The organism is Pseudomonas brassicacearum, from assembly GCF_003732225.1.
Taxonomy (GTDB): Bacteria; Pseudomonadota; Gammaproteobacteria; order Pseudomonadales; family Pseudomonadaceae; genus Aquipseudomonas; species Aquipseudomonas brassicacearum_E.
Genome location: NZ_MOBJ01000009.1, coordinates 279,064 through 302,186 on the forward strand (window position 1 = coordinate 279,064; position 23,123 = coordinate 302,186).

Annotated in this window: 23 protein-coding genes; 17 read left to right on the forward strand and 6 right to left on the reverse strand. The window is 55.6% G+C overall.

Annotated features, from left to right (window positions below; genetic code table 11):
* Positions 1–95: 95 nt before the first annotated feature.
* The 3 genes from BK659_RS14925 (at position 96) to BK659_RS14935 (ending at position 4,418) form a co-directional block, all read left to right on the forward strand.
* Positions 96–1,418 carry an MFS transporter gene (locus BK659_RS14925; RefSeq protein WP_123425801.1) on the forward strand — a complete coding sequence of 441 codons (1,323 nt, stop codon included), beginning with the start codon at positions 96–98 and terminating at the stop codon, positions 1,416–1,418.
* A gap of 13 nt (positions 1,419–1,431) precedes the next feature.
* Positions 1,432–2,649 (forward strand): mandelate racemase/muconate lactonizing enzyme family protein, encoded by a 1,218-nt coding sequence (locus BK659_RS14930; protein WP_123425802.1) that lies wholly within the window; start codon positions 1,432–1,434, stop codon positions 2,647–2,649.
* 161 nt (positions 2,650–2,810) lie between these two features.
* Positions 2,811–4,418, forward strand: a complete 1,608-nt coding sequence (locus BK659_RS14935) for a GMC family oxidoreductase (protein ID WP_123425803.1) — start codon at positions 2,811–2,813, stop codon at positions 4,416–4,418.
* Between the two features lie 187 nt (positions 4,419–4,605).
* Here the strand turns inward: BK659_RS14935 and BK659_RS14940 are convergent, their stop codons facing one another.
* The gene (locus BK659_RS14940; protein ID WP_019691061.1) at positions 4,606–5,091 is read right to left on the reverse strand and encodes an Lrp/AsnC family transcriptional regulator; all 486 of its coding nucleotides are present in this window, start codon (positions 5,089–5,091) and stop codon (positions 4,606–4,608) included.
* Between the two features lie 229 nt (positions 5,092–5,320).
* Between BK659_RS14940 and BK659_RS14945 the strand changes: the two genes are divergently transcribed.
* The 8 genes from BK659_RS14945 to BK659_RS14980 all read left to right on the forward strand — a co-directional run bounded on the left by BK659_RS14945 (position 5,321) and on the right by BK659_RS14980 (position 11,427).
* Entirely contained in the window at positions 5,321–5,698 is a 378-nt protein-coding gene (locus BK659_RS14945) for a Dabb family protein (protein ID WP_123425804.1), read from the forward strand.
* Positions 5,699–5,715: 17 nt separating this feature from the next.
* A complete protein-coding gene (locus tag BK659_RS14950) occupies positions 5,716–6,138 on the forward strand; it encodes a DUF2000 domain-containing protein (protein ID WP_123425805.1) in 423 nt (140 codons plus the stop codon).
* Between the two features lie 13 nt (positions 6,139–6,151).
* Positions 6,152–7,552 carry a phenylacetate--CoA ligase family protein gene (locus tag BK659_RS14955; RefSeq protein ID WP_123425806.1) on the forward strand — a complete coding sequence of 467 codons (1,401 nt, stop codon included), beginning with the start codon at positions 6,152–6,154 and terminating at the stop codon, positions 7,550–7,552.
* Between the two features lie 11 nt (positions 7,553–7,563).
* The gene (locus BK659_RS14960; RefSeq protein WP_259740264.1) at positions 7,564–8,520 is read left to right on the forward strand and encodes a branched-chain amino acid transaminase; all 957 of its coding nucleotides are present in this window, start codon (positions 7,564–7,566) and stop codon (positions 8,518–8,520) included.
* 21 nt (positions 8,521–8,541) lie between these two features.
* Positions 8,542–9,162, forward strand: coding sequence for a bacilysin biosynthesis protein BacA (locus BK659_RS14965; protein WP_123425808.1), 621 nt, complete (start codon positions 8,542–8,544; stop codon positions 9,160–9,162).
* Between the two features lie 74 nt (positions 9,163–9,236).
* Positions 9,237–9,806 carry a carboxymuconolactone decarboxylase family protein gene (locus BK659_RS14970; protein WP_123425809.1) on the forward strand — a complete coding sequence of 190 codons (570 nt, stop codon included), beginning with the start codon at positions 9,237–9,239 and terminating at the stop codon, positions 9,804–9,806.
* Between the two features lie 3 nt (positions 9,807–9,809).
* On the forward strand, positions 9,810–10,763 hold the full coding sequence (locus tag BK659_RS14975; protein WP_123425810.1) for an ornithine cyclodeaminase family protein: 954 nt from the start codon (positions 9,810–9,812) through the stop codon (positions 10,761–10,763).
* A 43-nt stretch (positions 10,764–10,806) separates the two neighbouring features.
* Entirely contained in the window at positions 10,807–11,427 is a 621-nt protein-coding gene (locus tag BK659_RS14980; RefSeq protein WP_054596689.1) for a LysE family translocator, read from the forward strand.
* 30 nt (positions 11,428–11,457) lie between these two features.
* Here the strand turns inward: BK659_RS14980 and BK659_RS14985 are convergent, their stop codons facing one another.
* From BK659_RS14985 to BK659_RS15005, 5 genes are all read right to left on the reverse strand, one after another.
* Entirely contained in the window at positions 11,458–11,790 is a 333-nt protein-coding gene (locus BK659_RS14985) for a DUF2388 domain-containing protein (protein WP_123425811.1), read from the reverse strand.
* Positions 11,791–11,907: 117 nt separating this feature from the next.
* Positions 11,908–12,537, reverse strand: a complete 630-nt coding sequence (locus BK659_RS14990) for a Vgb family protein (RefSeq protein WP_123425812.1) — start codon at positions 12,535–12,537, stop codon at positions 11,908–11,910.
* 35 nt (positions 12,538–12,572) lie between these two features.
* Positions 12,573–13,793, reverse strand: a complete 1,221-nt coding sequence (locus tag BK659_RS14995) for a helix-turn-helix domain-containing protein (RefSeq protein WP_123425813.1) — start codon at positions 13,791–13,793, stop codon at positions 12,573–12,575.
* Between the two features lie 128 nt (positions 13,794–13,921).
* Positions 13,922–14,428 carry a transcription/translation regulatory transformer protein RfaH gene (gene rfaH / locus BK659_RS15000; protein WP_123425814.1) on the reverse strand — a complete coding sequence of 169 codons (507 nt, stop codon included), beginning with the start codon at positions 14,426–14,428 and terminating at the stop codon, positions 13,922–13,924.
* The gene (locus BK659_RS15005) at positions 14,425–14,856 is read right to left on the reverse strand and encodes a phosphohexomutase domain-containing protein (RefSeq protein ID WP_123425815.1); all 432 of its coding nucleotides are present in this window, start codon (positions 14,854–14,856) and stop codon (positions 14,425–14,427) included. The genes rfaH and BK659_RS15005 overlap by 4 nt, the downstream gene beginning before the upstream one ends.
* A 632-nt stretch (positions 14,857–15,488) precedes the next feature.
* Between BK659_RS15005 and BK659_RS15010 the strand changes: the two genes are divergently transcribed.
* The 6 genes from BK659_RS15010 (at position 15,489) to BK659_RS15035 (ending at position 23,123) form a co-directional block, all read left to right on the forward strand.
* On the forward strand, positions 15,489–15,863 hold the full coding sequence (locus tag BK659_RS15010; protein ID WP_475847826.1) for an arsenate reductase/protein-tyrosine-phosphatase family protein: 375 nt from the start codon (positions 15,489–15,491) through the stop codon (positions 15,861–15,863).
* Between the two features lie 45 nt (positions 15,864–15,908).
* Complete coding sequence (locus BK659_RS15015) at positions 15,909–18,137, forward strand: polysaccharide biosynthesis tyrosine autokinase (RefSeq protein ID WP_123425817.1); 2,229 nt, start codon at positions 15,909–15,911, stop codon at positions 18,135–18,137.
* 202 nt (positions 18,138–18,339) lie between these two features.
* On the forward strand, positions 18,340–19,629 hold the full coding sequence (locus tag BK659_RS15020) for an oligosaccharide flippase family protein (RefSeq protein WP_123425818.1): 1,290 nt from the start codon (positions 18,340–18,342) through the stop codon (positions 19,627–19,629).
* Positions 19,630–19,689: 60 nt separating this feature from the next.
* A complete protein-coding gene (locus tag BK659_RS15025; protein WP_123426086.1) occupies positions 19,690–20,673 on the forward strand; it encodes a nitroreductase family protein in 984 nt (327 codons plus the stop codon).
* Between the two features lie 33 nt (positions 20,674–20,706).
* Entirely contained in the window at positions 20,707–21,840 is a 1,134-nt protein-coding gene (locus BK659_RS15030; protein WP_123425819.1) for a polysaccharide pyruvyl transferase family protein, read from the forward strand.
* Complete coding sequence (locus tag BK659_RS15035) at positions 21,840–23,123, forward strand: O-antigen ligase family protein (RefSeq protein ID WP_259740265.1); 1,284 nt, start codon at positions 21,840–21,842, stop codon at positions 23,121–23,123. The genes BK659_RS15030 and BK659_RS15035 overlap by 1 nt, the downstream gene beginning before the upstream one ends.

A 23,123-nucleotide genomic window follows, 5' to 3' on the forward strand; every position in this document is an offset into this window, starting at 1 on the left:
CTTGCCGCTTAAAGCTTGCCGCTTGCAGCCGCTTCACACCTATAAAAACAATTATTTGGGGCTCCCGGACCACCGGGCTGCCCGAGGTCACACAGATGTCCAAGCCTGCAACCACTGTTGCCGCTGTTCAGGGGTCGAACGCGGATTCAAAAAGCCACAGTGACAAGGGAAGTCGCTATTTCCAGCTGATGCTGCTGGTGCTTGCCGCCGGGGCGATCTACCCGATCCTGTACCTGCGTCAGGTCTACCAGACCACCATGCTCGAGGTGTTTCAAATCAACCACAGCGAGCTGGGTTATCTGTACTCGATGCTCGGGACGATTTTCCTGCTCAGCTACTTGCCGAGCGGCTGGCTGGCGGACCGTATTGCTCCACGTTTTCTGATTTTCTTTTCGCTGGTGGCCACCGGAGCCCTGGGGCTTTGGTACTCCACAGCGCCGTCGATGACCGGTTTGATGATCATCTTCGGTTGCTGGGGCCTGACCACCGGCCTGACCTTCTGGGCCTCGGTGCTCAAGCGGGTGAAGATGATTGCCCATCACACTGAACAAGGCCGGTTCTTCGGCATCCTCGATGGTGGTCGTGGTCTGGTGGAAGCCTTGCTGGCGACGGTTGCTTTGGGGTTGTTTGCCTTCGCCACCGAAACCCGTGGCGAGTCGGCAGCCGAAGGTTTCAAGCACGTGGTCTACCTGTATGCCTTCACCTGTATCGCCATCGGCTGTGTGCTGGTGCTGATCAAGGACCCGAAGTCGATGGAAGACACGGCGGCGGTAGAGAAGGGCAAGTTCAACCTGCTCAGTGACCTGGTCACGTTGGTGAAAATCCCTGAACTGTGGCTGGTGACCGCCATTGTGTTCTGCGGATATCACATCTTCTGGGCCACCTACAGCTTCTCCGATTATCTGCAGGGTGGCGGCATGACAGCGGTCATGGCCGGCACCATCACCACCATCAAGTTGTGGATGCGGCCTATCGGCGGCGTGGGCGGCGGTTGGCTCGGTGATAAGTTCTCGAATATTTCGGTGCTGATCGTTGCACTGTTTCTTGCGACGCTGGCGATGGTCGGCCTGATCGTATTCCCGGCCCTCAATAGCATGGGCTTGCTGATCGGCACGGTGATTTTCATCGGTTTGATGACCTACGCGATTCGCGGCCTGTATTGGGCGATCCTCGACACTTGCAACATTCCGCTGCGTATCACCGGCCTGGCCATCGGCATTGTCTCGGTGGTCGGTTATCTGCCGGACGCCTTTATTCCCTTGATCAACGGCTACCTCACCGAGCATTTCCCCGGTGCCTTTGGCTACAAGCTGTATTTCGGCTACATCGCCTTCGTCGGCCTGCTCGGGACCCTCGCGGCCCTGACCTTGCGCGCACGTATCAATCGCAAAACCTTGAACCAGACTTCTTTGAATTAAACAGGTGCCTGTGATGAAAATCGTCGCCTTAGAAACCCATATCGTTGCCGTCCCGCCACCGCACATCGGCGGCATGTACTGGCTGTTCGTCAAGCTAAAGACTGATTGCGGCATTGAAGGCGTGGGCGAAATCTACGCCGCGACCTTCGGCCCCAAAGCCATGCTGCCGATCATCGAAGACGTGTTTGAACGCTACCTGCTCAACCATGACCCGCACCACATCGAGCGCTTTTTCCGTCAGGCTTATTCCAGCGGTTTCACCCAGCGTCCGGACCTGACCATGATGGGTGTGGTCAGCGGCCTGGAGATGGCTTGCTGGGACATCATCGGCAAAGCGGCGAGCAAACCTGTTTATGAGTTGTTGGGCGGCAAAGTCAACGAACGCCTGCGTTCCTACACCTACCTGTACCCGGTCAACAGCCGTGGCGAATACGACTACGACGACCCGGACCTGGCCGCCGAATGCGCCATCGAGAACATGAACAAAGGCTTCACTGCCGTGAAGTTCGACCCGGCGGGACCGTACACGGCGTACTCCGGGCACCAGATCTCGCTGGAAGTGCTGGAGCGCTGCGAAACCTTCTGCCGCAAGATCCGCGAAGCGGTGGGCAACAAGTGCGACCTGCTGTTCGGCACTCACGGGCAGATGGTGCCGTCCTCGGCGATTCGCCTGGCCAAGCGCCTGGAGAAGTATGACCCGCTGTGGTTCGAAGAGCCGGTGCCGCCGGGTCAGGAAGAGGCCATGGCGCAAGTCGCGGCGAAGACCAGCATCCCGATTGCCACCGGCGAGCGGCTGACCACCAAGTACGAATTTTTCAAGCTGTTGCAGGCTGGCGGTGCGTCGATCCTGCAGATGAACGTCGCGCGCTGCGGCGGTCTGCTGGAAGCCAAGAAAATCGCGAGCATGGCCGAGGCCTATTACGCGCAAATCGCCCCGCACCTCTACAACGGGCCGATCGGCGCGGCGGCGAGTTTCCAGTTGGCGACCTGCTCGCCGAACTTCCTGATCCAGGAAAGCATCATGACCTGGGGCGGTTTCCATGCCGAAGTCCTGACCAAGCCGCTGCAATGGGAGGACGGCTACATCATTCCGTCCACCGAGCCCGGCCTTGGGGTGGAACTGAACATGGACGTAGTGCGCAAGCATTCGCCGTACACCGGCGAGCGCCTGCACCTGCAAATGGCGCCGACCCCGGCTGACGTCAAAGACACATCGCCGGCCAGGGGCTGACGGACGATCTGTCAGCAAGCACAGTCCATGTGGGAGCGAGCTTGCTCGCGATGAGGGCGTCACATTCGGCATTGATATTGACTGACCGGACGCCATCGCGAGCAAGCTCGCTCCCACAGGGGATGGTTTTTTTTGGATAACGACTTACGCGGTAACCGTGCATGACATACGACTACATCATCGCTGGCGCAGGCGCTGCCGGCTGCATCCTCGCCAATCGGCTCTCGGCCTCGGGGAAATACACGGTGTTGCTGCTGGAGGCGGGCGGCAAGGACAGTTCCCTGTGGTTCAAGATCCCGGTCGGCTTCGCCAAAATGTATTACAACCCGACCTTCAACTGGATGTACTACAGTCAGCCGCAAAAGCAGCTGAACAACCGGGAAATCTATGCCCCGCGCGGCAAAGTGCAGGGCGGCTCGGGTTCGATCAACGCGATGATCTACGTCCGTGGACAAGCCCATGACTTCGACGACTGGGCAGCCAACGGCAATGACGGCTGGGGTTTCAAGGACGTGCTGCCGTACTTTCGCAAACTGGAAAACCATCCGCTGGGCGACAGCGAATATCACGGCGGTAGCGGCCCGATCAGCATCACCCCGATGAAGGGCCAGACCCATCCGATCTGTGATGTGTTCCTCAAGGGTTGTGACGAACTGGGTTACCCGCACAGTGATGACTTCAACGGGCCGAAATTCGAAGGTTCGGGCATCTACGACGTCAACACCAAGGATGGCCAGCGCTGCTCCAGCAGCTTCGCGCACTTGCACCCGGCCCTGAGTCGGCCGAACCTGACGGTGGAGCATTACGCCCTGGTGGATCGGGTGCTGTTCGATAACGACCGAGCGACCGGCATTTCCGTGACCCAGCATGGCGTGGTCCGCACCTTCACCGCGCGCAAGGAAGTGATCCTCTGCGCCGGTGCCGTGGACACGCCGAAAATTCTGCAATTGTCCGGTGTGGCGGATCAGGCGTTGTTGGCCAAACACCAGATCCCGCTGGTCAAACACCTGCCGGCGGTGGGGCAGAACCTGCAGGATCACTTGTGCGCCAGCTACTACTACAAGGCCAACATCCCGACCCTCAACGATCAGCTCAGCTCGCTGTTCGGTCAGTTCAAGCTGGGCCTCAAATACCTGCTGACCCGCAAGGGCGCCCTGGCCATGAGCGTCAACCAGGCGGGCGGGTTCTTCCGGGGAAATGACGCGCAGGCCAATCCGAACCTGCAGTTGTACTTCAACCCGTTGTCGTACCAGATCCCGAAAAACAACAAAGCCAGCCTCAAGCCCGAGCCGTATTCAGGCTTCCTGCTGTGCTTCAACCCGTGCCGGCCCACCAGTCGTGGGCATATCGAGATTGCCTCGAAAAATCCACGGGACGCTGCATTAATCGATCCCAACTACCTGAGCACACAAAAGGACATCGACGAGGTGATCCAGGGCAGTCGGCTGATGCGCAAGATCATGCAGGCGCCAGCGCTCAAGGGCATCACTGTTGCAGAGGTGTTGCCTGGGCCGTTGGTCGAAAGCGATGAACAGATGCTGCAGTACTTTCGCGAGAACAGCGGTTCGATTTATCACCTGTGCGGCTCATGTGCCATGGGCGCGGACGAGCAGAAATCGGTGGTGGACAAGCGGCTGAAGGTCCACGGTCTCGACGGTTTGCGCATCGTCGATGCGTCGATTTTTCCGAACGTCACCAGCGGTAATACCCACGCGGCGGTACTGATGGTGGCGGAGAAGGGCGCCGATCTGATCCTGCAGGACGTCTGATTTCGTTGCCATACTCTTTCGAAGAGCGTTTGGATCGGCCGCTATATAGCCGATTTCTGCCAGTCACGACGGGCCGGAATCGACCCGAAGCAAGCGCTCAGCGATATCTACGAGACCATGAGGGATTCCATTGTGAGGGCAGCAGGGATCCAGTGGCGATCACTGACTGACGTCTTGAAAGGTCTTCTCAGGCTTCTTGGGAACGCTTGACCGGGAACGACACGAAAGGCTTGATCTCCTTGAGCACGAACATGCTCTGCATCTCCTTGATGCCAGGCAATTGCCGGATCACTGACATCGCAAAGTCGGCGAACGAGTCGAGATCGCGCGCCACTACCTGCAACAGGAAGTCAGCGTCGCCACCGATGCTGTAGCACGCCACCACATCCTCCAGCTGCATCACTTCCTGCTCGAACTTCCTGGCCTCGGCTGCGCTGTGATGGTCGATGCTGACTCGTATGAACACCATAACCCCCAACCCGATCCTGCGTCGGTCCAGCACCGCTCTGTAACCCTGAATATAGCGATGCTCTTCCAGCTGCCGAACCCTGCGCCAGCAAGGCGAGGCAGACATGCCGATATGGTCGGCCAAGGTCTGGTTGGTGATCCTGCCGTCCTGTTGCAAGGCTGTAAGGATTTTGACATCTGTCAGATTTAGCGTCTGATCGGTCATAAATTCCGCGTCCCTGTGGTAAAGAGGTAGATCCTACCAGAACTCATCCGGCCAGCAATTAAAATAGAAAATTTTTCCCCTGCTAAAGGGGATAAGATTTTTTCAACTTCTGATGTTGGAGTTACCACGCTTTAGCCTCTACGCACAAACCGATGCCGGACGCGTCGTTGAATAAATAAACCAAAGTTGATCGCTTCCTTTTCCGGAGGGCGCGATCCCAGGGTGATAAATGATTCTTCATCTGGTTTTTTTCAAGTTTGATGAACCCTTTCAATGGTGCGACGACGAAGTCATCGATGCAGAAGCATCGACACGTCAGCACCCACTTCACATCAACGAAATAGTCGGTTGGGCCTGCGGCAGGAATATAAGTCCGCGCAAACAGGCCATGGACTTTGTGGTGATGGGGCTGTTTGAAACTCAAGAGGCACTCTCTGCGTTTCTCGTTCATCCCAACCATCAGCAGGGTGTGATGAAGTGGCAAAAAATTGCCAGTTGGCAGGTAGTGGATATTGATATCGGTAGTGACACTACAAAGTTCGTTGGGCTGCTCAATGGTTGGGCTGACTTCGGTGTGACAACACTCGAAAAACTGAAGACTTATTGATAGTCATGGAGGATTCAATGAATTTCGATGCTGCCGTTCACAAATGCGTAATTGTAGTCGACAAGGCACTGGGGCTGGGACACGCGGCGAATGCCGTCAGTGTCATCGGCGTCAGCCTGGGGCGTTCGGTAGAAGGTCTGGTCGGACCTGACATGCAAAGCCGCGACAACGTCAATTACCCTGGAGTCATCTACGCACCGTTGCCGATTCTGCTTGCCACCAATGAGTATCTGCGGGAACTTCAAGAGAAAGCGCTGGCGGATGACGAAATCCACACCATGCCATTCAGCGCCTTGGCGCAATCCTGCAAGACGTATCAGGAATATGAGTCGCGTATCTCCGAGGCCGATAGTTCAGCCATAGAATTGGTTGCCATTGGCTTGATTGGGCCACAGAAAAAAATCAGTAAGTTGACCGGTAATCTTTCGCTGTTCAAATGACAAGGAGGTTGTAGTGTACGCTTTATTCAAGCCTGAGCTTCTGGAGTTGGCACGTACGGTTCATCAGCAACATGCAGTATTTGAGAGTGATGGTATCTCCGTCGGGGAGTTGAATGATATTCAGCTTGGGCGTATTAAAAATATACTCCGTCATGTCAAAGCGTATTCGCCTTTTTACCGGGACAGATTGTCTGTGTTACCTGACAGTGCCATAGATAAACTTGACTGGAATGCGTTCCGAAAGTTGCCGTTCACCACCAAGAACGATTTGCGCGAGGCGGGCCATGGCATGGCGTCGGCGCCATTGAAGAAAGCCTGGATCTACTACGAAACCACGGGGACTACCGGAGCGTCGACACCCTGTCCGCGCAACGAGCATGATTCGATATTCAATAACACGCCCCTGATCCTTCGTTACAGTGAGCTGTTTCGTGCCCACGGTCAGCAACATATTGTCGGTGTGATGGGGCCTACGGAGTTGCACTCTACCGGCGATACGTTTGAAGACGTCTGCCGCAGCCTTGGCCACACGGTCGTGAAAATGTGGCCGCGATCGCCTGTCGTCGGGCTGGATCGTGCGGTCACGTTGATCAGGGAGCTGAAGATCACAGCCTTGGTCTGTACACCGGCAGTTGCCATCAGCCTGGCCCGGCATCTGATCAAAAAGGGCCAGCGCCCCTCGGATCTGGGCGTAAAGCTGATTTTTACCTTGGGTGAACTGACCACCCCTGCGTTGCTGCGCAACATCGGCGATGTTTGGGGCAGTGCGGTGTACAACTGCATGTATGCCTCGCAAGAGTCGTCGATCCTGGCCGCCTGCGACAAGGATGGCAATCTCTGCACGGTTCCCTTGAACGTCGTCTATGAAGTGGTCAACCCCCTGACGGGGCAAGTGCTGGAGCCTGTGAATGCGAGAATGACCGGCGAATTGGTCATCACCCATCTTTATCAGGGGCAAAAACCGCTGATTCGCTATCGCACCGGGGATATGGTCAGGGCTCAGGTGATGGACAAGGGTAAATGGCAAATCATTCCTATCGGTCGGGTCAGGGATACTTTGGTCATCAATGGCCACAATCACTGCGCCTACGACGTCGAGGCTGCACTATTCGAGCATCTCACAGGCTGCCTGGATTATCACATCCAGGTGGAAACCGTGGGCGGTGTCGATCAGTTGAGCGTCACCCTGGAGTTGGAGCAGAACACCGGGTTCCACAACGACCTGGAGGCCGTTGCCAGCTCCATGGCGGCCAGACTTGGCGCCCGTGTCCACATCGCCGTTGGCCCCACAGATGCCGTTACCGGCACTGCGGCGATGGTCAGCTGGAAGGCCGCCAGGCTCCACGACAAGCGCAGCGGTAGCGACAACAACGAGCGCGAAACGGCATTGAACATTGCCGCGCGGAGGGCTTGATCATGACTGACATGCCCGGCAATACCCAGGTGTCCCAGCGCAAGCCGCATCCTTGGGTGTACTTCGATGGTCAGGTTGTAGCCGCAGCAGAAGCGTTGATACCGGTAACGACCCAGGCATTCAATTACGGCACAGCGGTCTTCGAGGGCATTCGCGCCTATGTCGCCAGTAGCGGCGAGTTAAATGTCTTCAGGTTGGATGATCACCTGAAACGGCTGGAGAATTCGGCCAGGCTGCTGCAGTTGGAAAACCTGCCGCGTCGCGCTGAGATGAAGGCAATCATCCTCGATTTACTGCGGCGTAACGAGGCATCGACCGAGAGCTATATCAGGCCCCTGGCCTACAAGAAGGCGCTGATGCCTGGCGTTGGCTTTGGCGTGAAGCTTTCCGGGGTCAGCACTGGCCTGGTGATCAATACCCTGGCCATGGGCGCCTATATGCCCGCCGGCGGTATTCGCTGTGCCATCTCGAGTTGGCGGCGCATTCCGGATGTTTCGCTTCCCGCGCGGGCCAAAATCACAGGTAGTTATGCCAATTCGGCGTTGGCCATGGAGTCGGCGCAACGCAACGGGTTTGACGATGCGTTGATGTTGAATGTGCACGGCAATCTTGCCGAGTCGACGACCTCCAATGTCTTCGTCGTGAAAGACGGTTGTCTCATCACGCCGCCTTTGAGTGCCCATATTCTTGAGGGCATTACCCGTGATTCGGTGATTACCCTGGCCAGAGAAGAGTTGGGGTTGAAAGTCGTCGAGCGAGATATCTCGTTTTCCGAGCTGTTTTCAGTCGATGAGTGTTTCCTGGCCGGTACCGGCGTCGAGATCGTACCCGTGACGCAAATCGATCACTACGTGCTGCAAGAGAGCGGGGTGGGTGAAATAAGCGCTGCGATCAGGCGCCTCTACCTGGAGACGGTAAGAGGTCTGAATAGTAAATACACCCATTGGTTGAGCCCGGTATCCAATTGATCGCTCTGGAGAGTCATGACTATGGACAGTAAATTCTTGAATTTGGGTGTTGGCGATTGGCGCGATGTGATGATTCACACCTTGGGGCCCAGCGGGACCAGCAGTGAAGCGGCCGCCGGCTTTTTCAGTGAATGGTTAGGGCGTCGATATCCAGGCTCACGCGTACAGGTCAACCTCAGCGACTCTTACGAGCATGCGCGCTCCAGCATGGACGAGCACGTTCCAAGAGTGATGATCGTGGCCAATGCCTACCCGCAGATTCATAACTTCTATATGGACCCGCGGTTAAGCCTGGTAGCGACCTTCGTGTTCGACACGCCGTTGTATGGATTGGCGAGCAAGGGGCCGCTAACGACCGCAAAGCTGACGGTCGCCAGCCATCCCGCGCCGATTCTCCTGATCAAGGAACTCTTGCCTCAGGGGCTCGAGGTCGACTCGGTAATCCTCGCACTTTCCACCAGCGCCGCCGCGGCAGCAGCGGCCAGGGGCGAGGTCGATGTGGCGCTGACCACGGAAGTGGCGGCCAACATCCACGGTTTGCATTTTATCTCGAGTACCCGTCCGATCCGGATGCTCTGGTCGGTCTTCGCGCTTGCCCGCTCGAGCGCACTGCCGACTGAAGCCAGTTTGTACTGCAGTTGATTGCTACACCCTGCCTGACCCCGTTCGGAGGCAGGGTGACCCTTGGACTATTTCGAATACACGTTGAGGTCATGATGCCTGTCTTGAAGCTTCACACAATCGATTCGACCCCGGAAAAAAGCAAAGAGCTACTTCAGAGCTCCATCGACAACTTTGGCTGGATCCCCAATCAGAGTGCCTACATGTCTGAGTCACCTTCGTTACTGGGCGCCTACCAGCGAGCGCATGATCTGTTTATCGACAGTTCGTTGAACGAAGAAGAAAAGGCCGTGGTGTGGATGACCACCGGTGTGGAAAACCGCTGTGACTATACAGTCCAGGCCCACGCCTTCATTGCCTTGGCCAAGGGCGTGGATGAGTACGTGGTCGACGCCATCGCTCATGAGCCAACCCGCCTCAATGCGCGACTGATGGCGTTGCGCAGTTTTACCCTGGAAGTGATTCATTGTCGCGGCTGCCTGAGCAAGCCAGCCATTGATGCTGTCTTGCGGGCGGGCTTCAGCAAACAAAACATGCTGGATGTGATTCTCGGCGTTTCGCAGAAAAACATGTCGACAATTTTGAACGGTATTGCCGGCACCGAAATCGATGAGCGTTTCAAATGGGCTGCCTTTCAAGGGTTCAAGCAGACGGCCGAGGCTTGAACGATGCTTCATCTGGACAGCGATTCGGTCAAAGGACTGTTGAATTTCAAGCTGTGCCTGCGGCTCAGCGAGGAAGCTTTCAGATTGCACTCTTCAGGCCAGGTGGAGCAGCCGTTGCGCACCATCGTCAAGGGCGGCGAGAACGAGTTGATGGGGGTCATGCCGGCTTACATCAAGTCCGGGCCCTATCAGGGGTTCGGCTTGAAGTCGGTGGTGGTCAGGTTGGGTGCTGAAGTCCGCGGTCCCTCTCATATGGGGAGCGTGTTGATCTATGACGAGGCTGGAGTATCCCCGGTCGTCGCGGTAGATGCCGGGGCGATCACTGAAATCCGCACGGCCGCGGCTTCGGCACACGCGACCCGCATTCTTGCGGCGCCCAACGCCAGCCGTGTGGCCATTCTGGGAACTGGCTTGCAAGCCCGGGCTCATCTGCTGGCAATGCGGGCCGTCAGGCCGGTCAAGCAAGTCTCTGTATGGGGGCGAAGCGAGGCTGCGTGTCGTGAGTTTGCGTCCTGGAGCGAGCGCTACTGTGATTTACCAGTCTCGATTTGCGCCACGGCTGCCGAGGCGGTGCACGACAGCGACATCATCTGTACCACCACGGCCGCTCGCGCGCCCATTCTGTCCCGGGCTGATCTACCGGAGCGCTGCCATATCAACGCAATCGGCTCCTCTGCTCCGGGTTTTCAGGAGTTACATGAAGACGTGTACCAGGGCAGTGCTTTGTTCACGGATTGCAACCGATCGGTTTTTGCCGCGTCCGAGTGCGTGATCAAGGCTGTTCTCAAAGGCCTGTTGCCGGGCCAGGAGGTGGGCACCGAGATCGGCTCTCTCTGCGCCAGTGACGTGTTGGTCCATGAGCAGGGCGTGACAATTTTCAAGTCGGTTGGATTGGCGGTGCAGGACCTGGTGTTTTCCCGGGAAGTCGTCAGGCAGTGGGTTGCTTCATCCCGTTGAAACCGTTGAGCAAGACAATAATAAATAACCTGAGGAGCACGACATGCTCGATTTGACACAAGTACTTACCTATTCGGCAGCGTTGGGCATCGCGGCCGCCATCCCCGGCCCCGGCATGGCGGCGCTGGTGGCACGGAGCGTCAGCGGTGGCGCGTTGTCAGGCTTTTGTCTGCTGTTCGGGTTGATCCTCGGCGATCTGACCTACCTGTCATTTGCCGTCTTTGGCCTGGCAATGATCGCTGAGCACTTCAATGCGTTGTTCCAGTTGGTGCGCTGGGCGGCGGCGCTGTACCTGTGCTATCTGGCCTGGCAATTCTGGTTCGCCAACCATCAGGCTATTGAAGTCGGCAAGCCGGTGAAGAAGAAGGAGCTGCTGTCGGCGGCGATATCCGGGCTGACCATTACCTTGGGCAACCCGAAGACCATCGCCTTCTATCTGGCATTGTTGCCGCTGGTGATCAACCTTGAGACGGTCTCGTTGCAGACCTGGGGGCTGATGCTGGTGCCACTGACCATTCTGGTTCTGCTAGGCGTTGGCGCGCTGTTCATTGTCGGCGCGGTGCGCATCCGGCACCTGCTGTCGAGCTTGCGAGCGCAACAGCGGCTGTTCCGCGGCGCGGCGGCGATCATGGTGGCGGCTGCCGCGGCGATGCTGATTCGTTGAGACGCTCAGCGGCCGTGGCTGATGACACCTCTAGCGACCTGCAGGCAGCTCATCTTGAGTGAGTAGCATATAGGCCAGATCTTCGTCACTGGCCTTGAGGTCTGGATGATCGTGCCGGATCTGCTTCAACGTCGACTCCAGATAAGCGCCGCGAATTGCGCCTCCACTTGCAATGAAGCTGGAGGCGTCATCGCGGGCGGGAGTCACGATTTTGTAGTCCTTGAAGGTCGAGTACAGCGACACGGAAATCCCTGCCGAAGTAGCAACGTCGCGCGCATCAATATCGGGACCATGGCGCCGGGCCATGGCCGAACCAAAGGGCAGACAAAGCAATAGCAATGGGATGAGGAATATGCGGCGCATAAAGTGTCCTCCAAAAGCATGAAACCTGAATGACCTGCCACATCTTTTTTGATGCATGGCGCCATCCAAGAGTTCCATGCCTCTGGGGATCCCGGAGCGACTGCCGACCGCGAAACCTTATCCAGGTCGGCGAACAACTCTCAGCTTGCCGCTGTTTCCGCCTCCGCAGAAGAACTGATCGGTGCCATCCGATTCGAGCCCAGATACGCCGACGCCAGATGGCATCTTCAGGCTCTCGAGGACCTCTCCCGTTCGCGGGTCGACTTGCCTCAATTCGCTTTCGTCCCCTTCCCAGGTACCGTGCCAGAGTTCTCCGTCGACCCATGTAACCCCGGTGACGAAACGATTGGACTCGATGGTGCGCAGAATCGCCCCGGTCTGGGGATCGATCTGATGAATCTTGCGGTCCCGATACTCGCCCACCCAGAGCGTCCCTTCGGCCCACGTGAGCCCTGAGTCACTGCCGCCGGGCGCCGGGATGGTGGCGAGCACACGACCGGTTTTCGGGTCGATTTTCTGGATGCGATCCTCGGCGATCTGAAACAGGTGCTGGCCATCGAAAGCCGTTCCTGCATGCGCGGCGACATCAATCGAGCGCAGCGTTTTTCCGCTCGCCGGGTCGAGCGCGTTCAGCTTGTCTCCAGAAGCAAACCAGACTTGCTGGCCGTCGTAGGTGACCCCATGCACATGGTCGATACCCGGAAAGGGGCCATATTCACGGATGATTTCGGCTGTTGAGTGTTTCATGTCTTCCACCCTGGTGGTTTGGTCGTGGAGTGATCCTAGTCACTTGGAAGTGGAGCGGGGAGTAACAAAGTCGTCGCGAAACCCGGCACCGGCGGCGTCATCCAGCGACGCGCTCGCCCGTGACCAAACCACTGCACCTTGCCGGATGCCGCCAGTGAGTCGAGTGCCCGTTGCGCGGTGCGCTGGCTGGCCCCAAGCGCAAGCGCCAGGGCCGAGCTCGACCACGACTCACCATCAGCGAGGAAGGCGAGCAACGCCGCCTGCTTCTCTTCGACGGGCCGCGCCAGCACGACGACCTCCGGTGCGCCGTACGGCACCAGCACAAACCCGCGCTTCGTCGCAGTCACGCCGGCCAATGTTCGAAGTGCTGCCCGAAGCCGCCCGACTTCGACGCGTAACCGCGCACGATGCGACTCATCAGTGACTTTTAATCGGAAGGCTCGGGCGATGAGCGTTTCCCTCGGCACGTCGGCGGGCCACGCTTCGCCCAACACCCGCGCAAGCTCGAACAACACCGGGCGTCTTGCGAGCGAGACCAGTGTGCGTGCATCACGCACGACATGACAGCAGGCATCGACGACGAGCGCCTCCGACGCCAGTAACGCTTCAACTTCCTCGAGCAGCAGGAGTCGTTCCTCGCCACGTTGAATCAGGCGCGCCGCTGGTGTGTTGAGGGTGAGAGATACGCTTTCGACCTCGGCTGTCAGCGCCGGGATGCCCGCGTAGCGTGCGGCATGCTCGGCCCTGGCGAGCGCCGCGCGTGCGGTCTTCGACTGAAGGCGGCGCATCGCGATCCCCGCAACGACCAACTCGTGGACGGTCCTCGATGCAGGCGGTAAAGGCGTGGGGTCAAGCTCGGCGAGCGTATGTTCGGCCTCGTCGAGGTGCCCGATCAGGAGCAAGCGCCGGATTTCGAGATACCGCGCATGTGCGGCGTTCACCCGGTCGCCGTGCTCCTCAAGCGTCGCCCGCGCGGCCTCGAGCACCTTCGCAGGCCAGCTCAGGTCGCGCGAGGCGAGTGCGACCTCGGCCTCGGCGACGACACACCGCGCGCGGGCCAAGGCTTCTTTCGGACCGAAGGCACGTGCCGCTCTTCGCAATAGAGCCTTCGCTCGAACCAGCTCGCCGAGCTGCGCCATCGCGATCCCTCGAAGCGCGAGCGCAGGCGCATCGTCGCGCAAGGCGACCCGGTTCAGTGCGCCGAGGGGATCACCCGCAGCGAGCGCACGCGCCGCGGCCGTAATCAGCGAGTCCATCAGTATCGCGCCACACTTGTCACTCCCACCGTCCGCTGCCCGCTGATTAGTCTATCTCACGACCACCAAACAGCCTGTCGTATCGAGAGGGAGCAACGATGATGAACAAACACATGATCGGCAGACATTCAGAGCTTGCTGACGCCTGCCAGAGGCAGGCTGATTCGCTGTTCACGCTGCAGGAAATTCATCAGCAGCAACACTCGTTCCTCGCCATCCATGGCGAGGAACACCGCTTCGAGATCGGTGAATGGACCTTCAGTGATGCGTACCGTCTCACCCTGTTTTAACAGGGTGCTCACGATGGCCTGGCTGTTGTGTTCTTGAAGCTCGTCGATCAACGCATTACGGATCGGCAGAGGCTGGCCGCCGAATCCGACGACTCGCGACACGCCTCGGGTCGAACGCAGCGGCCCCCAACTGTCCTGAAGGCTCAGTTGAATAAACAGATAGCCTGGAAACAGCGACTCGCTGATCACCCGTCGCTGCCCCCGTAAAATGCGCTCACGACTGTACTTGGAGCGAAAACAGGCATAGCCCTGGCGCTGCAGGTGTTCTTCGGCGCGCTCATCCTGTTTGGGTTTGCACTGGATCAGATACCAGGCTTTGGCGGCGTGTTCTGTACTCGCGTTCATTCGAGATCCTTCCCTGCGTCGATCTGCTCCAGCAGCTCGGCGGTTTTGCGCTGCATTAACGAGATGTCGCCGCGGCTTTCGACATTCAACCAAGTCACGCAGTCATCGCCCGAGAGGCGCAAGCTGAAGCGCCAGTCGGCAAAGACCAGGCTCAGTCCGTCGCTTTCATTGATGTCCAGGGCCTCGGCGGCGTAGCGGTTCTTGATGCTTGCCAGCAGGGCGGTGCCATCCTTGATTTGACGGCGGATCTCCCCGGAAGACGGAAAGGCACCGATGCGTTCCACCAGCAGCACGGGCGCCTTCTGCTTGCGGGGGAATATCAGTTCCGACGCATAGGCGCGGACGACGAGGTACGCGAGGTTGTTTGTAAGTTCCGAGCCATACGGATGGCGACTGTCATCTGCCTTGAAACCGCTCAACGTAGTCATAGAGGCTTCGTCCATAGGGTAAAGAGGACCGTGAGGCCGTTTCGATGAAGTGCACTCTGGTCCGGGTTCAGAGCCGTCACAGGTTGTTTTGATGCAGGTGCTCGAAACAGAAGTTTGTGGCCTTGGTGGCGGGCAGAAATCGGGGCTCATAACCTGCAGCGGGGAACAGACATTTACGAATCATGAAGCGTCCTTACAATTAATAACCCGACATCTGATAACGATCCGGCACTGTATTGGCGGAACGGCTATACATTAGCCATTCGCTACGAGTGGTGTAATCTAAATTGATCGGTCGCGGGAAAATCGCAACGGTTAGAAATTGTCTGAATAAATTCGCGAGCTGTTATTTTTAACGTGCCGAGAAGTGAAGTGTTATTTTTTGTCTGAAGAAAAAATTGAGTGCTGTTCAAGTGTCGTGGTAATAAATACACACTTGATGTTTCAATGTTGATGCTGCCGTTGCCGGACATTATGAATGCCCAGGTTCATCCGTGATTTAAAACTCTTATGTTCGGTAAGTGCTATGTCACCGCCGATAGGTTGACAAGACGGGGAAGGTTATCTTGCTTAAAAGAGTTTTGATTGTTTGTGTCGGCAATATTTGCCGCAGCCCTACCGCGGAAAATCTGCTGCGTGGGGCGCTCGGTCATTCCAATATCGAGGTCAGCTCAGCCGGTCTTGCTGCCTTGGTAGGCAAGCCGATCGAGCCGATGGCGCGCGCGGTGCTCGAGGAGCATGGGCGCCAGCTAGATGAGCACCAGGCGGTTCAGCTCACGCCTCAGGCTGTTAGCGAGGCCGACCTGATTCTGGTGATGGAGCGGCGGCATGTCAGCGGCGTGCTCGAACTGGCCCCTGAAGCGCGAGGCAAGGTGTTGATGCTGGGTAAATGGCAAGACGACCGTGAAATCAGCGACCCCTACCGTCAAGGCAAACCTGCTTTTGTGCACGCTTATGCGTTGATCGAAGACGCCGTACACGCATGGGCACAGCGTCTAGCACGCTGATGGCCTCTACTCATTGAATCGTAATAAAGGCAAAGAATCCGACTTATGCAGCAAGCGCCAGTAGTCAATGTGCGGGAAGACGACAATGACGAGATTGATCTTCTCGGTATGTTTGGAACACTGATCGACCATAAATGGCTGATTGCGGCGATTACCGGTGCCTGCATGGTGGCAGGGGGGGCGTATGCGGTGCTGGCGACGCCGGTATTTCAGGCGAACGCGCTACTGCAGGTTGAAGCGAAAAAGAACGATTTGCTGGGCTTCTCGGATATCGGCAGCATGCTGGGCAAGGAGTCTCCTTCGGCCACCGAGATCGAGTTGATTCAGTCCCGCTCGGTGATTGGCAAAACCGTCGACAACTTGAAACTTGATATTGTCATACAGCCGATGTACTTCCCTGTTATTGGCGAGTTCCTGGCGCGCCGATTCAAGAATAAAAACCCCGGTGAAATAGCCGATGCCTGGTTGGGGTTGGACAGTTTTGCCTGGGGAGGGGAGTCGCTGAAGATATTCAAGCTGGATCTTCCCGATTCGCAACTGGGCAAGAAGTTGACCCTGACGGTGGGTGAACAGGGTCATTACACCCTGGTGGATGAAGATGACAAACTGCTGGCGGTCAGCCAGGCAGGGCAATTGTTCGAGCAAAATGGCGTCAGGTTTGAAATAGAGGAACTGCACGCCAATCCTGGAACCCGTTTCAGAGTTATTCGTAATTCCCGTCTGACCAGTATCCTCGACTATCAAGAAGCACTGGATGTCTCCGAACGCGGAAAAGAGTCGGGCATGATTGGTCTCGCATTGGAAAGCACCCATCCGGATCAGGCGATCAACATACTCAATGAAATTGCCGATATCTATGTACGGAAAAACGTAGAGCGCACGTCGGCAGAGGCAGCGCAGAGTCTGGCGTTTCTAAAAGAGCAACTTCCGTTGGTCAAAAAGGATCTGGAAAAAGCTGGGAACGCCCTGAATCAATACCAAACTCGTAGCAAGTCCGTGGATATCACGCTCGAGACCAAGGCCATTCTTGATCAGATTGTCGGCCTGGATACCAGTATCTCTGAGTTGAAGTTGCAGCAAGCCGAGATGGACAGGAAGTTCACCCGCCAGCATCCCGCTTATCGCGCCTTGTTGACCCAGATCGGTGAGTTGAGCAGCAAGCAGAAAAGCCTGGCGACAAAGGTGGAAAGTCTTCCCTCCACCCAGCAGGAATTGCTCAGCCTTACCCGGGATGTAGAGGTGGGTACGGCCATTTATACCCAGTTGCTGAACAAATCCCAGGAGCTGGATGTGATGCGGGCGGGGACCGTCGGTAATGTGCGCGTGATTGACACCGCGGACGTCAATTTCCTCAAGCCGGTCAAACCTAAAAAAGCCTTGATTGTATTGATTGCGACGATTCTTGGTGGATTCCTGGCGATAACCCTGGTGTTGGTGCGCAAGGCGCTGAACCGTGGTCTGGAAAGCCCGGAAGCCATCGAGCAACTTGGCTTGCCGGTGTACGCATCGATTCCCTACAGCCTCCTGCAGAAGGATGAAGAAGACAAAATCTTGCGCGGACGTGGACGTTCCGGCGCAGGTTCTTCATTGCTGGCGATCAGTCACCCCACCGATCTGGCGGTCGAGGCGTTGCGTAGCCTGCGTACCAGCCTGCACTTTGCCATGCACGAGGCGGACAATAACCGGTTGATGATTTCCGGCCCCAGCCCTCAGGTGGGCAAAACATTCGTGTCAGTCAACCTGGCGGTGGTGATCGCGCAAACCGGGCTGCGGGTATTGCTGGTCGATGTCGATATGCGCAAGGGCTATTTGCACAAAGTCTTGGGCGTTCCTTCGGACAACGGGCTCTCCGATGTCCTGGCCCGGCGCTGCGATTTGGCCACCGCAATCCGTAAGACTGAAATCGAAAGCTTTGATTTTGTCGGGCGAGGCCAGATCCCGCCTAATCCCTCCGAGTTACTGATGCACGCCAATTTCAGTGCGCTATTGGAGCAGGCGAGTGAGTTATACGATCTAGTGATTCTTGATACGCCACCGCTGCTGGCTGTGACGGATGCAGCGATCGTCGGGCGTCTGGCCGGGACCAATCTGATTGTCGCGCGGTATGGCCTGAACCCGGCGAAGGAAATCGCGTTGACGGTCCGCAGATTCTCCCAGAACGGCATTGCGATTAAAGGTGCGATCTTTAATGGAGTGGAGAAAAAGGCCTCCAATAAATACGGTTACAGTGATGATGGTTATTACCACTATGCCTATGCTTCCGACAAAAGCTGATGGGCAGTGCGCGGCCGTCTCTTAAGCTCAGGGTTTGACAGCGCTACCGTTGCTATTGAAGTTTACGTTTTTATTGTTATTGCCGCGCCGGATCAATAGCCCTACAGGCATGATCAAACCAACATTTCATAGAAACACCACGTCCTGAGGAATATGACGAAAAATCCTGGGGCGGTAGCGTGATTGCGAATGACATAGGTCAATGAATAAAACCACAGCGTTGAAGGCTATATCGCTCCTTTGGATAGGATCTCTGGCGGGCGCCGGGTTTGCCTTTCTGACTCAGGTGTTGCTGGCCAGGAAGTTGGGCAGTAATGACTTCGGTGCTTTTTCGTCAGCCCTCACGACCATCACTCTACTCGCGCCCCTGGCGGGCTTCGGGATATCTCACTATTGGCTCAAGGCTTTCGGTCAGGAGGGCTGGACGGCGAAACGCTGGTTGAAACCTTCGTTCCAGTTCATCATCTTAAGTACCCTGTTGCTTATGTGTTCCATCGCGGCGTGGGCGCTGTATTCCAGCAATGAACGTTTAACGCAAAACCTGCTGTTGATTCTCTCCCTGTGCATACTCGGGCAGCTATCAGTAGAACTGGTGAGCAGCAAGCTGCAACTTGAAGAAAAATATCTGCACTTGGCGCTTTGGCAAATTTTACCGAATTTTCTTCGGTGCTCAATGGTCTTCATCACGGTGGTCATGAGCTCCATGCCTTTAGCCAGGGAGTACTACGCGGTATTTTATTCGGTCATTGCAGTCGTGTTTTTTTTACTGGGCATCCCCCAGTTGCTGCACATGATAAATGGGAAGTTGGCCCTGAAGGGACACGAACTGACCGCCGAGCTTACGGTTCCGTCCGTGAGACCGAGCCTGTTAAGTGTGGCCGGCGCCAGTTGGCCATTCGGTGTCGCGGTGTTCTCGCAGCTGATTTACTTCCAAAGCAACATCATCTTGCTGAAACACCTCTCAAGTAATAGTGCAGCAGGTATATACAGCGTCGCTTTTACCATCATGACGGCAGTGTATTTGCTGCCGGGTGTGATGTATCAAAGGTTCCTGCTGCCCAAGATGCACCGCTGGGCCAACCATGACCCAGAGATGTTTTATCAGGTATACCGAAAGGGTAACTGGCTGATGGTGCTGCTCGGTACTTTGGCCATGCTGGTGATTCTGGTCTGCTCTGACTGGGCAGTCCCTTTGCTGTTTGGTGAAGCCTATCGAGAGGCGTCCTCGGTATTGAAGATTCTTTCCCTGTCGGCGCCAGTTATTTTTCTGGCCTTCAGTCCGGGTGCCACGTTGGTGACCCAGGAACACATGAAGGTGAAAGTTAAATACATGGCGCTGGTGGCGATCATCAATGTGTTCCTTAATCTCTTATTAATTCCCCGGTTTGACCTGCATGGCGCTGCGGCAGCGACCGTTGTCAGTAATCTATTGCTGTTGTCATTGTATTTTTATGGTGCCCAACGGCTGGTGTTCAAGAACAGGTCTCGATAGCAGGTAAAACGCCCATGCCTAATTTATTTATCACTACCGACAATCGGGAGATGAATGCTCATGATTAATACCGTAAAAATCTATGCCCGGACAGTAATGGCAGGATTTGGCTTTCTATATGACTTGAGTCGGTATGCCAGGTATTCGGGATGGCGATCGTCACTGCGCTCGGTCGAAGCCCGAAATTATTACATGGTCAAGGTGTATCACACCCTTGAAAAGAGCCTGAGTTTTACCAACAGAAAGCCGGGATCTGGATGGGCGGGCGCCAATGCGCTTATCAACGCGTTGGAGCAGTCATTCATGCTCAATGTCACGGGCTATCATGATCTGGTGGCGATCACTGTATTAAAGAAGTTTGCTGAAGCTGAAAAAGCTCACCAACCGGAAAAAACCGCCGAGCTTATAAAACGCCTCGTCAAAGTCGAGAGCCTCAGCAAGCAAGCCATTCCGTTCCATGACAACAGCGGGGCGCTCAATTACGCCAGGGCGGAGTTCAATAAAGGGCGATTGATCGCCCCAGAAGATTTCTTCCTGTCCAGGTACTCGCTTCGAGAGTTCTCCGACGCAGAAATACGCGCGGAAGAATTAAGCAGAGCGCTGGAGATGGCCATGAAGTCACCTTCTGCGTGCAACATGCAGTCTTGGCATGTCTATCATCTGGAGGGTGAACTGGCACAACAAGCGCTGGCTTTTCAAGATGGTAACCGTGGCTTCGGGCACAAAATAAAAGACTTGCTGATTATCACCACAGACTTGCGTGCCTTCGTTTCCGCTCGAGAACGTTACCAGCACTGGATTGATGGCGGGATGTTTTCCATGTCGTTGATCCTGGCCCTGCATTCAATAGGTATTGCGTCGTGCTGTTTGAATTGGAGCAAGTCGGGGAAAGCGGATATCAACTTTCGTAAAGTGATCAAAATAAGTCCGCAACATTCGGTGATTATGATGTTGGCGATAGGTTATCCGAATGAGCAGAACACGGTGTGTGCTTCTTCGCGTCGGCCCATAACAGAAGTGTATACCAAGCTGTCCAGTCAGTAAGTACTCATCCCAGGTCGCAAAGGACTCAGTACCTTGAAAATTGCATTGATAACGATACACCACGCCAATAGTTATGGTGGAACTCTCCAAGCGCTCGCCAGCCAGAAAGTGTTGTCGAAGTATGGCGACGTCAAGATTATTGATTATAAAAGTAAAGAGCTGGAAAACACCTTGAAGCTGATTCGAGTGGACAACAGCCCGCGCAGCTTTCTTAGAGCGGGCAAGGATTTTTTTCGAATCATTCCCCGCAAGAGGTTGATAGCGAAGTTCAGGGAATTTATGCGGGTCCATTATAAGTTGACCCCCGCATGCCCGGACTTGCAATCGCTTCAAACCCTGTCGAGTGACTTCGATTGTGTGGTCTGTGGCAGCGACCAGATATGGAACCCGAATATTACGGGGTGTCTGGATCTTAACTATATGCTGGCGTTTTCGCGGGCGAAAAAGAAGGTCTCGTTTTCCTCAAGCGCGGGCTCCTATCACTATTCGGATGAGGAGGTGATCAAGGTCAGAAAGGCATTGTCGACATTTGACAGCATTTCCGTCCGGGAAGAGGACACTGCGCGAAAGCTGCGTAGCATGCTCGGCAATCAGCAGGTTGATCACACCCTGGACCCTACCTTGATGCTGAACAAGCAGGAATGGATGCAGAGCCTGCAGCTTTCCGGGAGAGCAGCGGGAAACAATGATGAATACATTCTTGTTTATACCCTGAAGAAAGACGCGCTGGTCAGAGCAACGATAAACAGAATAAAAGCGGTATTAGGGATGCGAGTTGTGGCAATCGATCAGGACCCTTTCCTTGGCTACAAGAGCGACAGGCATATAATGGATGCCAGTCCTGTTGATTATATTTCGCTGTTCGCCAATGCCTCTTTTGTGATCACTAATTCGTTCCATGGCACCGCATTCGCTCTGAACTTCGGTATTCCCTTTATTACGGCGCTGCCTGAAACCGGGTTGAATAGAATCAAAGGCCTTTTAGATAAAGTTGATTTGGCCGATCGCCTGGTGAGCAGCGTGAGTGACGTCGACTCGGTAGTCGGTAAAACAATCAACTTCACAATCAGCCATGAAAAGCTGGACGCACTCAGGTTGATGACCTGGCGTTATCTTGATGAGGCGCTTACAACCAAAACTGCAAAAAAGCCAATTAAAATTTCATGATGAGCCACGGTTCCGTTAGCTCGAACTCCTCGAGTATCAGTCCGCGTTATGTACTGGCTGTCATCATCGGCATAACAGTGGTTTTTAACAATATTGAATGGTCGTTGGGCGGTAACAACCTGACCTTGGAAAGGGTGCTGGCCGCCCCTATTTTTTTTATCGTCGTATTGCTGTTGGTCGGCTCGAATATTCCCCTGCGCCTGCCCAGGACAGGGATCATCCTGACCCTGTGGATTGTGCTGGCCTTCTACTCATCAGCCTCCGGTCCGGTGGCGGCCTGGTCCTTGAAAATGTATGCCGGCTTACTCCTGGCGGCTTCATTTTATTACGTGGTGATCTGGTTAAAGGCCAATCCCTTTACGGTATTCAAATCCAGGACCTATCTGCTTTTGGCATGGTTTTCAGGTCCGTTTTTATCGTTGATTTATGTGCTTTCACTGTTGAAGTTTCCTCTTCCCGATCTGGCCATTCACTGGCTGCAAGAGGGGAGCGGGGGGACGCGTATCCGTGGCGCAATTTATGAGGCGAATCTGTTCGGGGTGTTTGTATCGCTTATTACCCTGACGGTGCTGGCGTTGGGTTATCGCCGAAAATTATGGTGGTGGATCCTGGTGATTGGTTTGCACACTTCGCTGCTTTTTTCATTCTCAAGAGCACCGTGGGTTTCCTACATTATTTCCGTCTGGCTTTATCACGGGCTGAGCTACCCGAGGAAGTACAAGAACAGGGACCTGGTGAAGTACCTGTTGGGGGCAACCCTTTTGGTGGCGGTGATGTCGCTCCTGTCGTATTTCATTGCCTCTTCTTTTGGCGATTATGAACTGGTCAGTAGAACCCACTCGGTCAAGACGCGTTTTGTCATGTGGGCATTGGCGGCGAATTCCATTCTGGAAAATCCCATGTTCGGAAGTGGTATCTATAGTTTCAGCGAAATGTATTCCTTTGCACCGGAGCTGGTCGGTTCGGAGAATCATCGCAGTGCCTGGATATCCAATATGCCCCTGGCAATACTTAACGACACAGGCGTCCTCGGCTTCATCGTCTTCTTCTCGTTCATCATTCTGGTGATTAAACGTGGCTTGACCGCGGTCAGGAGGATGGCGATTGATCAAAGTGTCGACCGCTATCAAGTAAGAGTGGGGGCAGCGCTGGTCGCGTTCTTTATCGCCATGGCCTTCTCAAGTCAGACCATTCCCGCGCATTCGATCGCCATTTTTTGGGTGTGCATGGCCCTTACCGAGCGGTTTTCAACACTCAGTCGTTCCCTCATCAAAAGAACATAA

Coding starts and splice junctions, on each gene's coding strand:
- BK659_RS14925 (WP_123425801.1), top strand. CDS start 96: ATGTCCAAGCCTGCAACCACTGTTGCCGCTGTTCAGGGGTCGAACGCG.
- BK659_RS14930 (WP_123425802.1), top strand. CDS start 1,432: ATGAAAATCGTCGCCTTAGAAACCCATATCGTTGCCGTCCCGCCACCG.
- BK659_RS14935 (WP_123425803.1), top strand. CDS start 2,811: ATGACATACGACTACATCATCGCTGGCGCAGGCGCTGCCGGCTGCATC.
- BK659_RS14940 (WP_019691061.1), bottom strand. CDS start 5,091: ATGACCGATCAGACGCTAAATCTGACAGATGTCAAAATCCTTACAGCC.
- BK659_RS14945 (WP_123425804.1), top strand. CDS start 5,321: ATGATTCTTCATCTGGTTTTTTTCAAGTTTGATGAACCCTTTCAATGG.
- BK659_RS14950 (WP_123425805.1), top strand. CDS start 5,716: ATGAATTTCGATGCTGCCGTTCACAAATGCGTAATTGTAGTCGACAAG.
- BK659_RS14960 (WP_259740264.1), top strand. CDS start 7,564: ATGCCCGGCAATACCCAGGTGTCCCAGCGCAAGCCGCATCCTTGGGTG.
- BK659_RS14965 (WP_123425808.1), top strand. CDS start 8,542: ATGGACAGTAAATTCTTGAATTTGGGTGTTGGCGATTGGCGCGATGTG.
- BK659_RS14970 (WP_123425809.1), top strand. CDS start 9,237: ATGCCTGTCTTGAAGCTTCACACAATCGATTCGACCCCGGAAAAAAGC.
- BK659_RS14975 (WP_123425810.1), top strand. CDS start 9,810: ATGCTTCATCTGGACAGCGATTCGGTCAAAGGACTGTTGAATTTCAAG.
- BK659_RS14980 (WP_054596689.1), top strand. CDS start 10,807: ATGCTCGATTTGACACAAGTACTTACCTATTCGGCAGCGTTGGGCATC.
- BK659_RS14985 (WP_123425811.1), bottom strand. CDS start 11,790: ATGCGCCGCATATTCCTCATCCCATTGCTATTGCTTTGTCTGCCCTTT.
- BK659_RS14990 (WP_123425812.1), bottom strand. CDS start 12,537: ATGAAACACTCAACAGCCGAAATCATCCGTGAATATGGCCCCTTTCCG.
- BK659_RS14995 (WP_123425813.1), bottom strand. CDS start 13,793: ATGGACTCGCTGATTACGGCCGCGGCGCGTGCGCTCGCTGCGGGTGAT.
- rfaH (WP_123425814.1), bottom strand. CDS start 14,428: ATGAACGCGAGTACAGAACACGCCGCCAAAGCCTGGTATCTGATCCAG.
- BK659_RS15005 (WP_123425815.1), bottom strand. CDS start 14,856: ATGACTACGTTGAGCGGTTTCAAGGCAGATGACAGTCGCCATCCGTAT.
- BK659_RS15015 (WP_123425817.1), top strand. CDS start 15,909: ATGCAGCAAGCGCCAGTAGTCAATGTGCGGGAAGACGACAATGACGAG.
- BK659_RS15020 (WP_123425818.1), top strand. CDS start 18,340: ATGAATAAAACCACAGCGTTGAAGGCTATATCGCTCCTTTGGATAGGA.
- BK659_RS15025 (WP_123426086.1), top strand. CDS start 19,690: ATGATTAATACCGTAAAAATCTATGCCCGGACAGTAATGGCAGGATTT.
- BK659_RS15035 (WP_259740265.1), top strand. CDS start 21,840: ATGAGCCACGGTTCCGTTAGCTCGAACTCCTCGAGTATCAGTCCGCGT.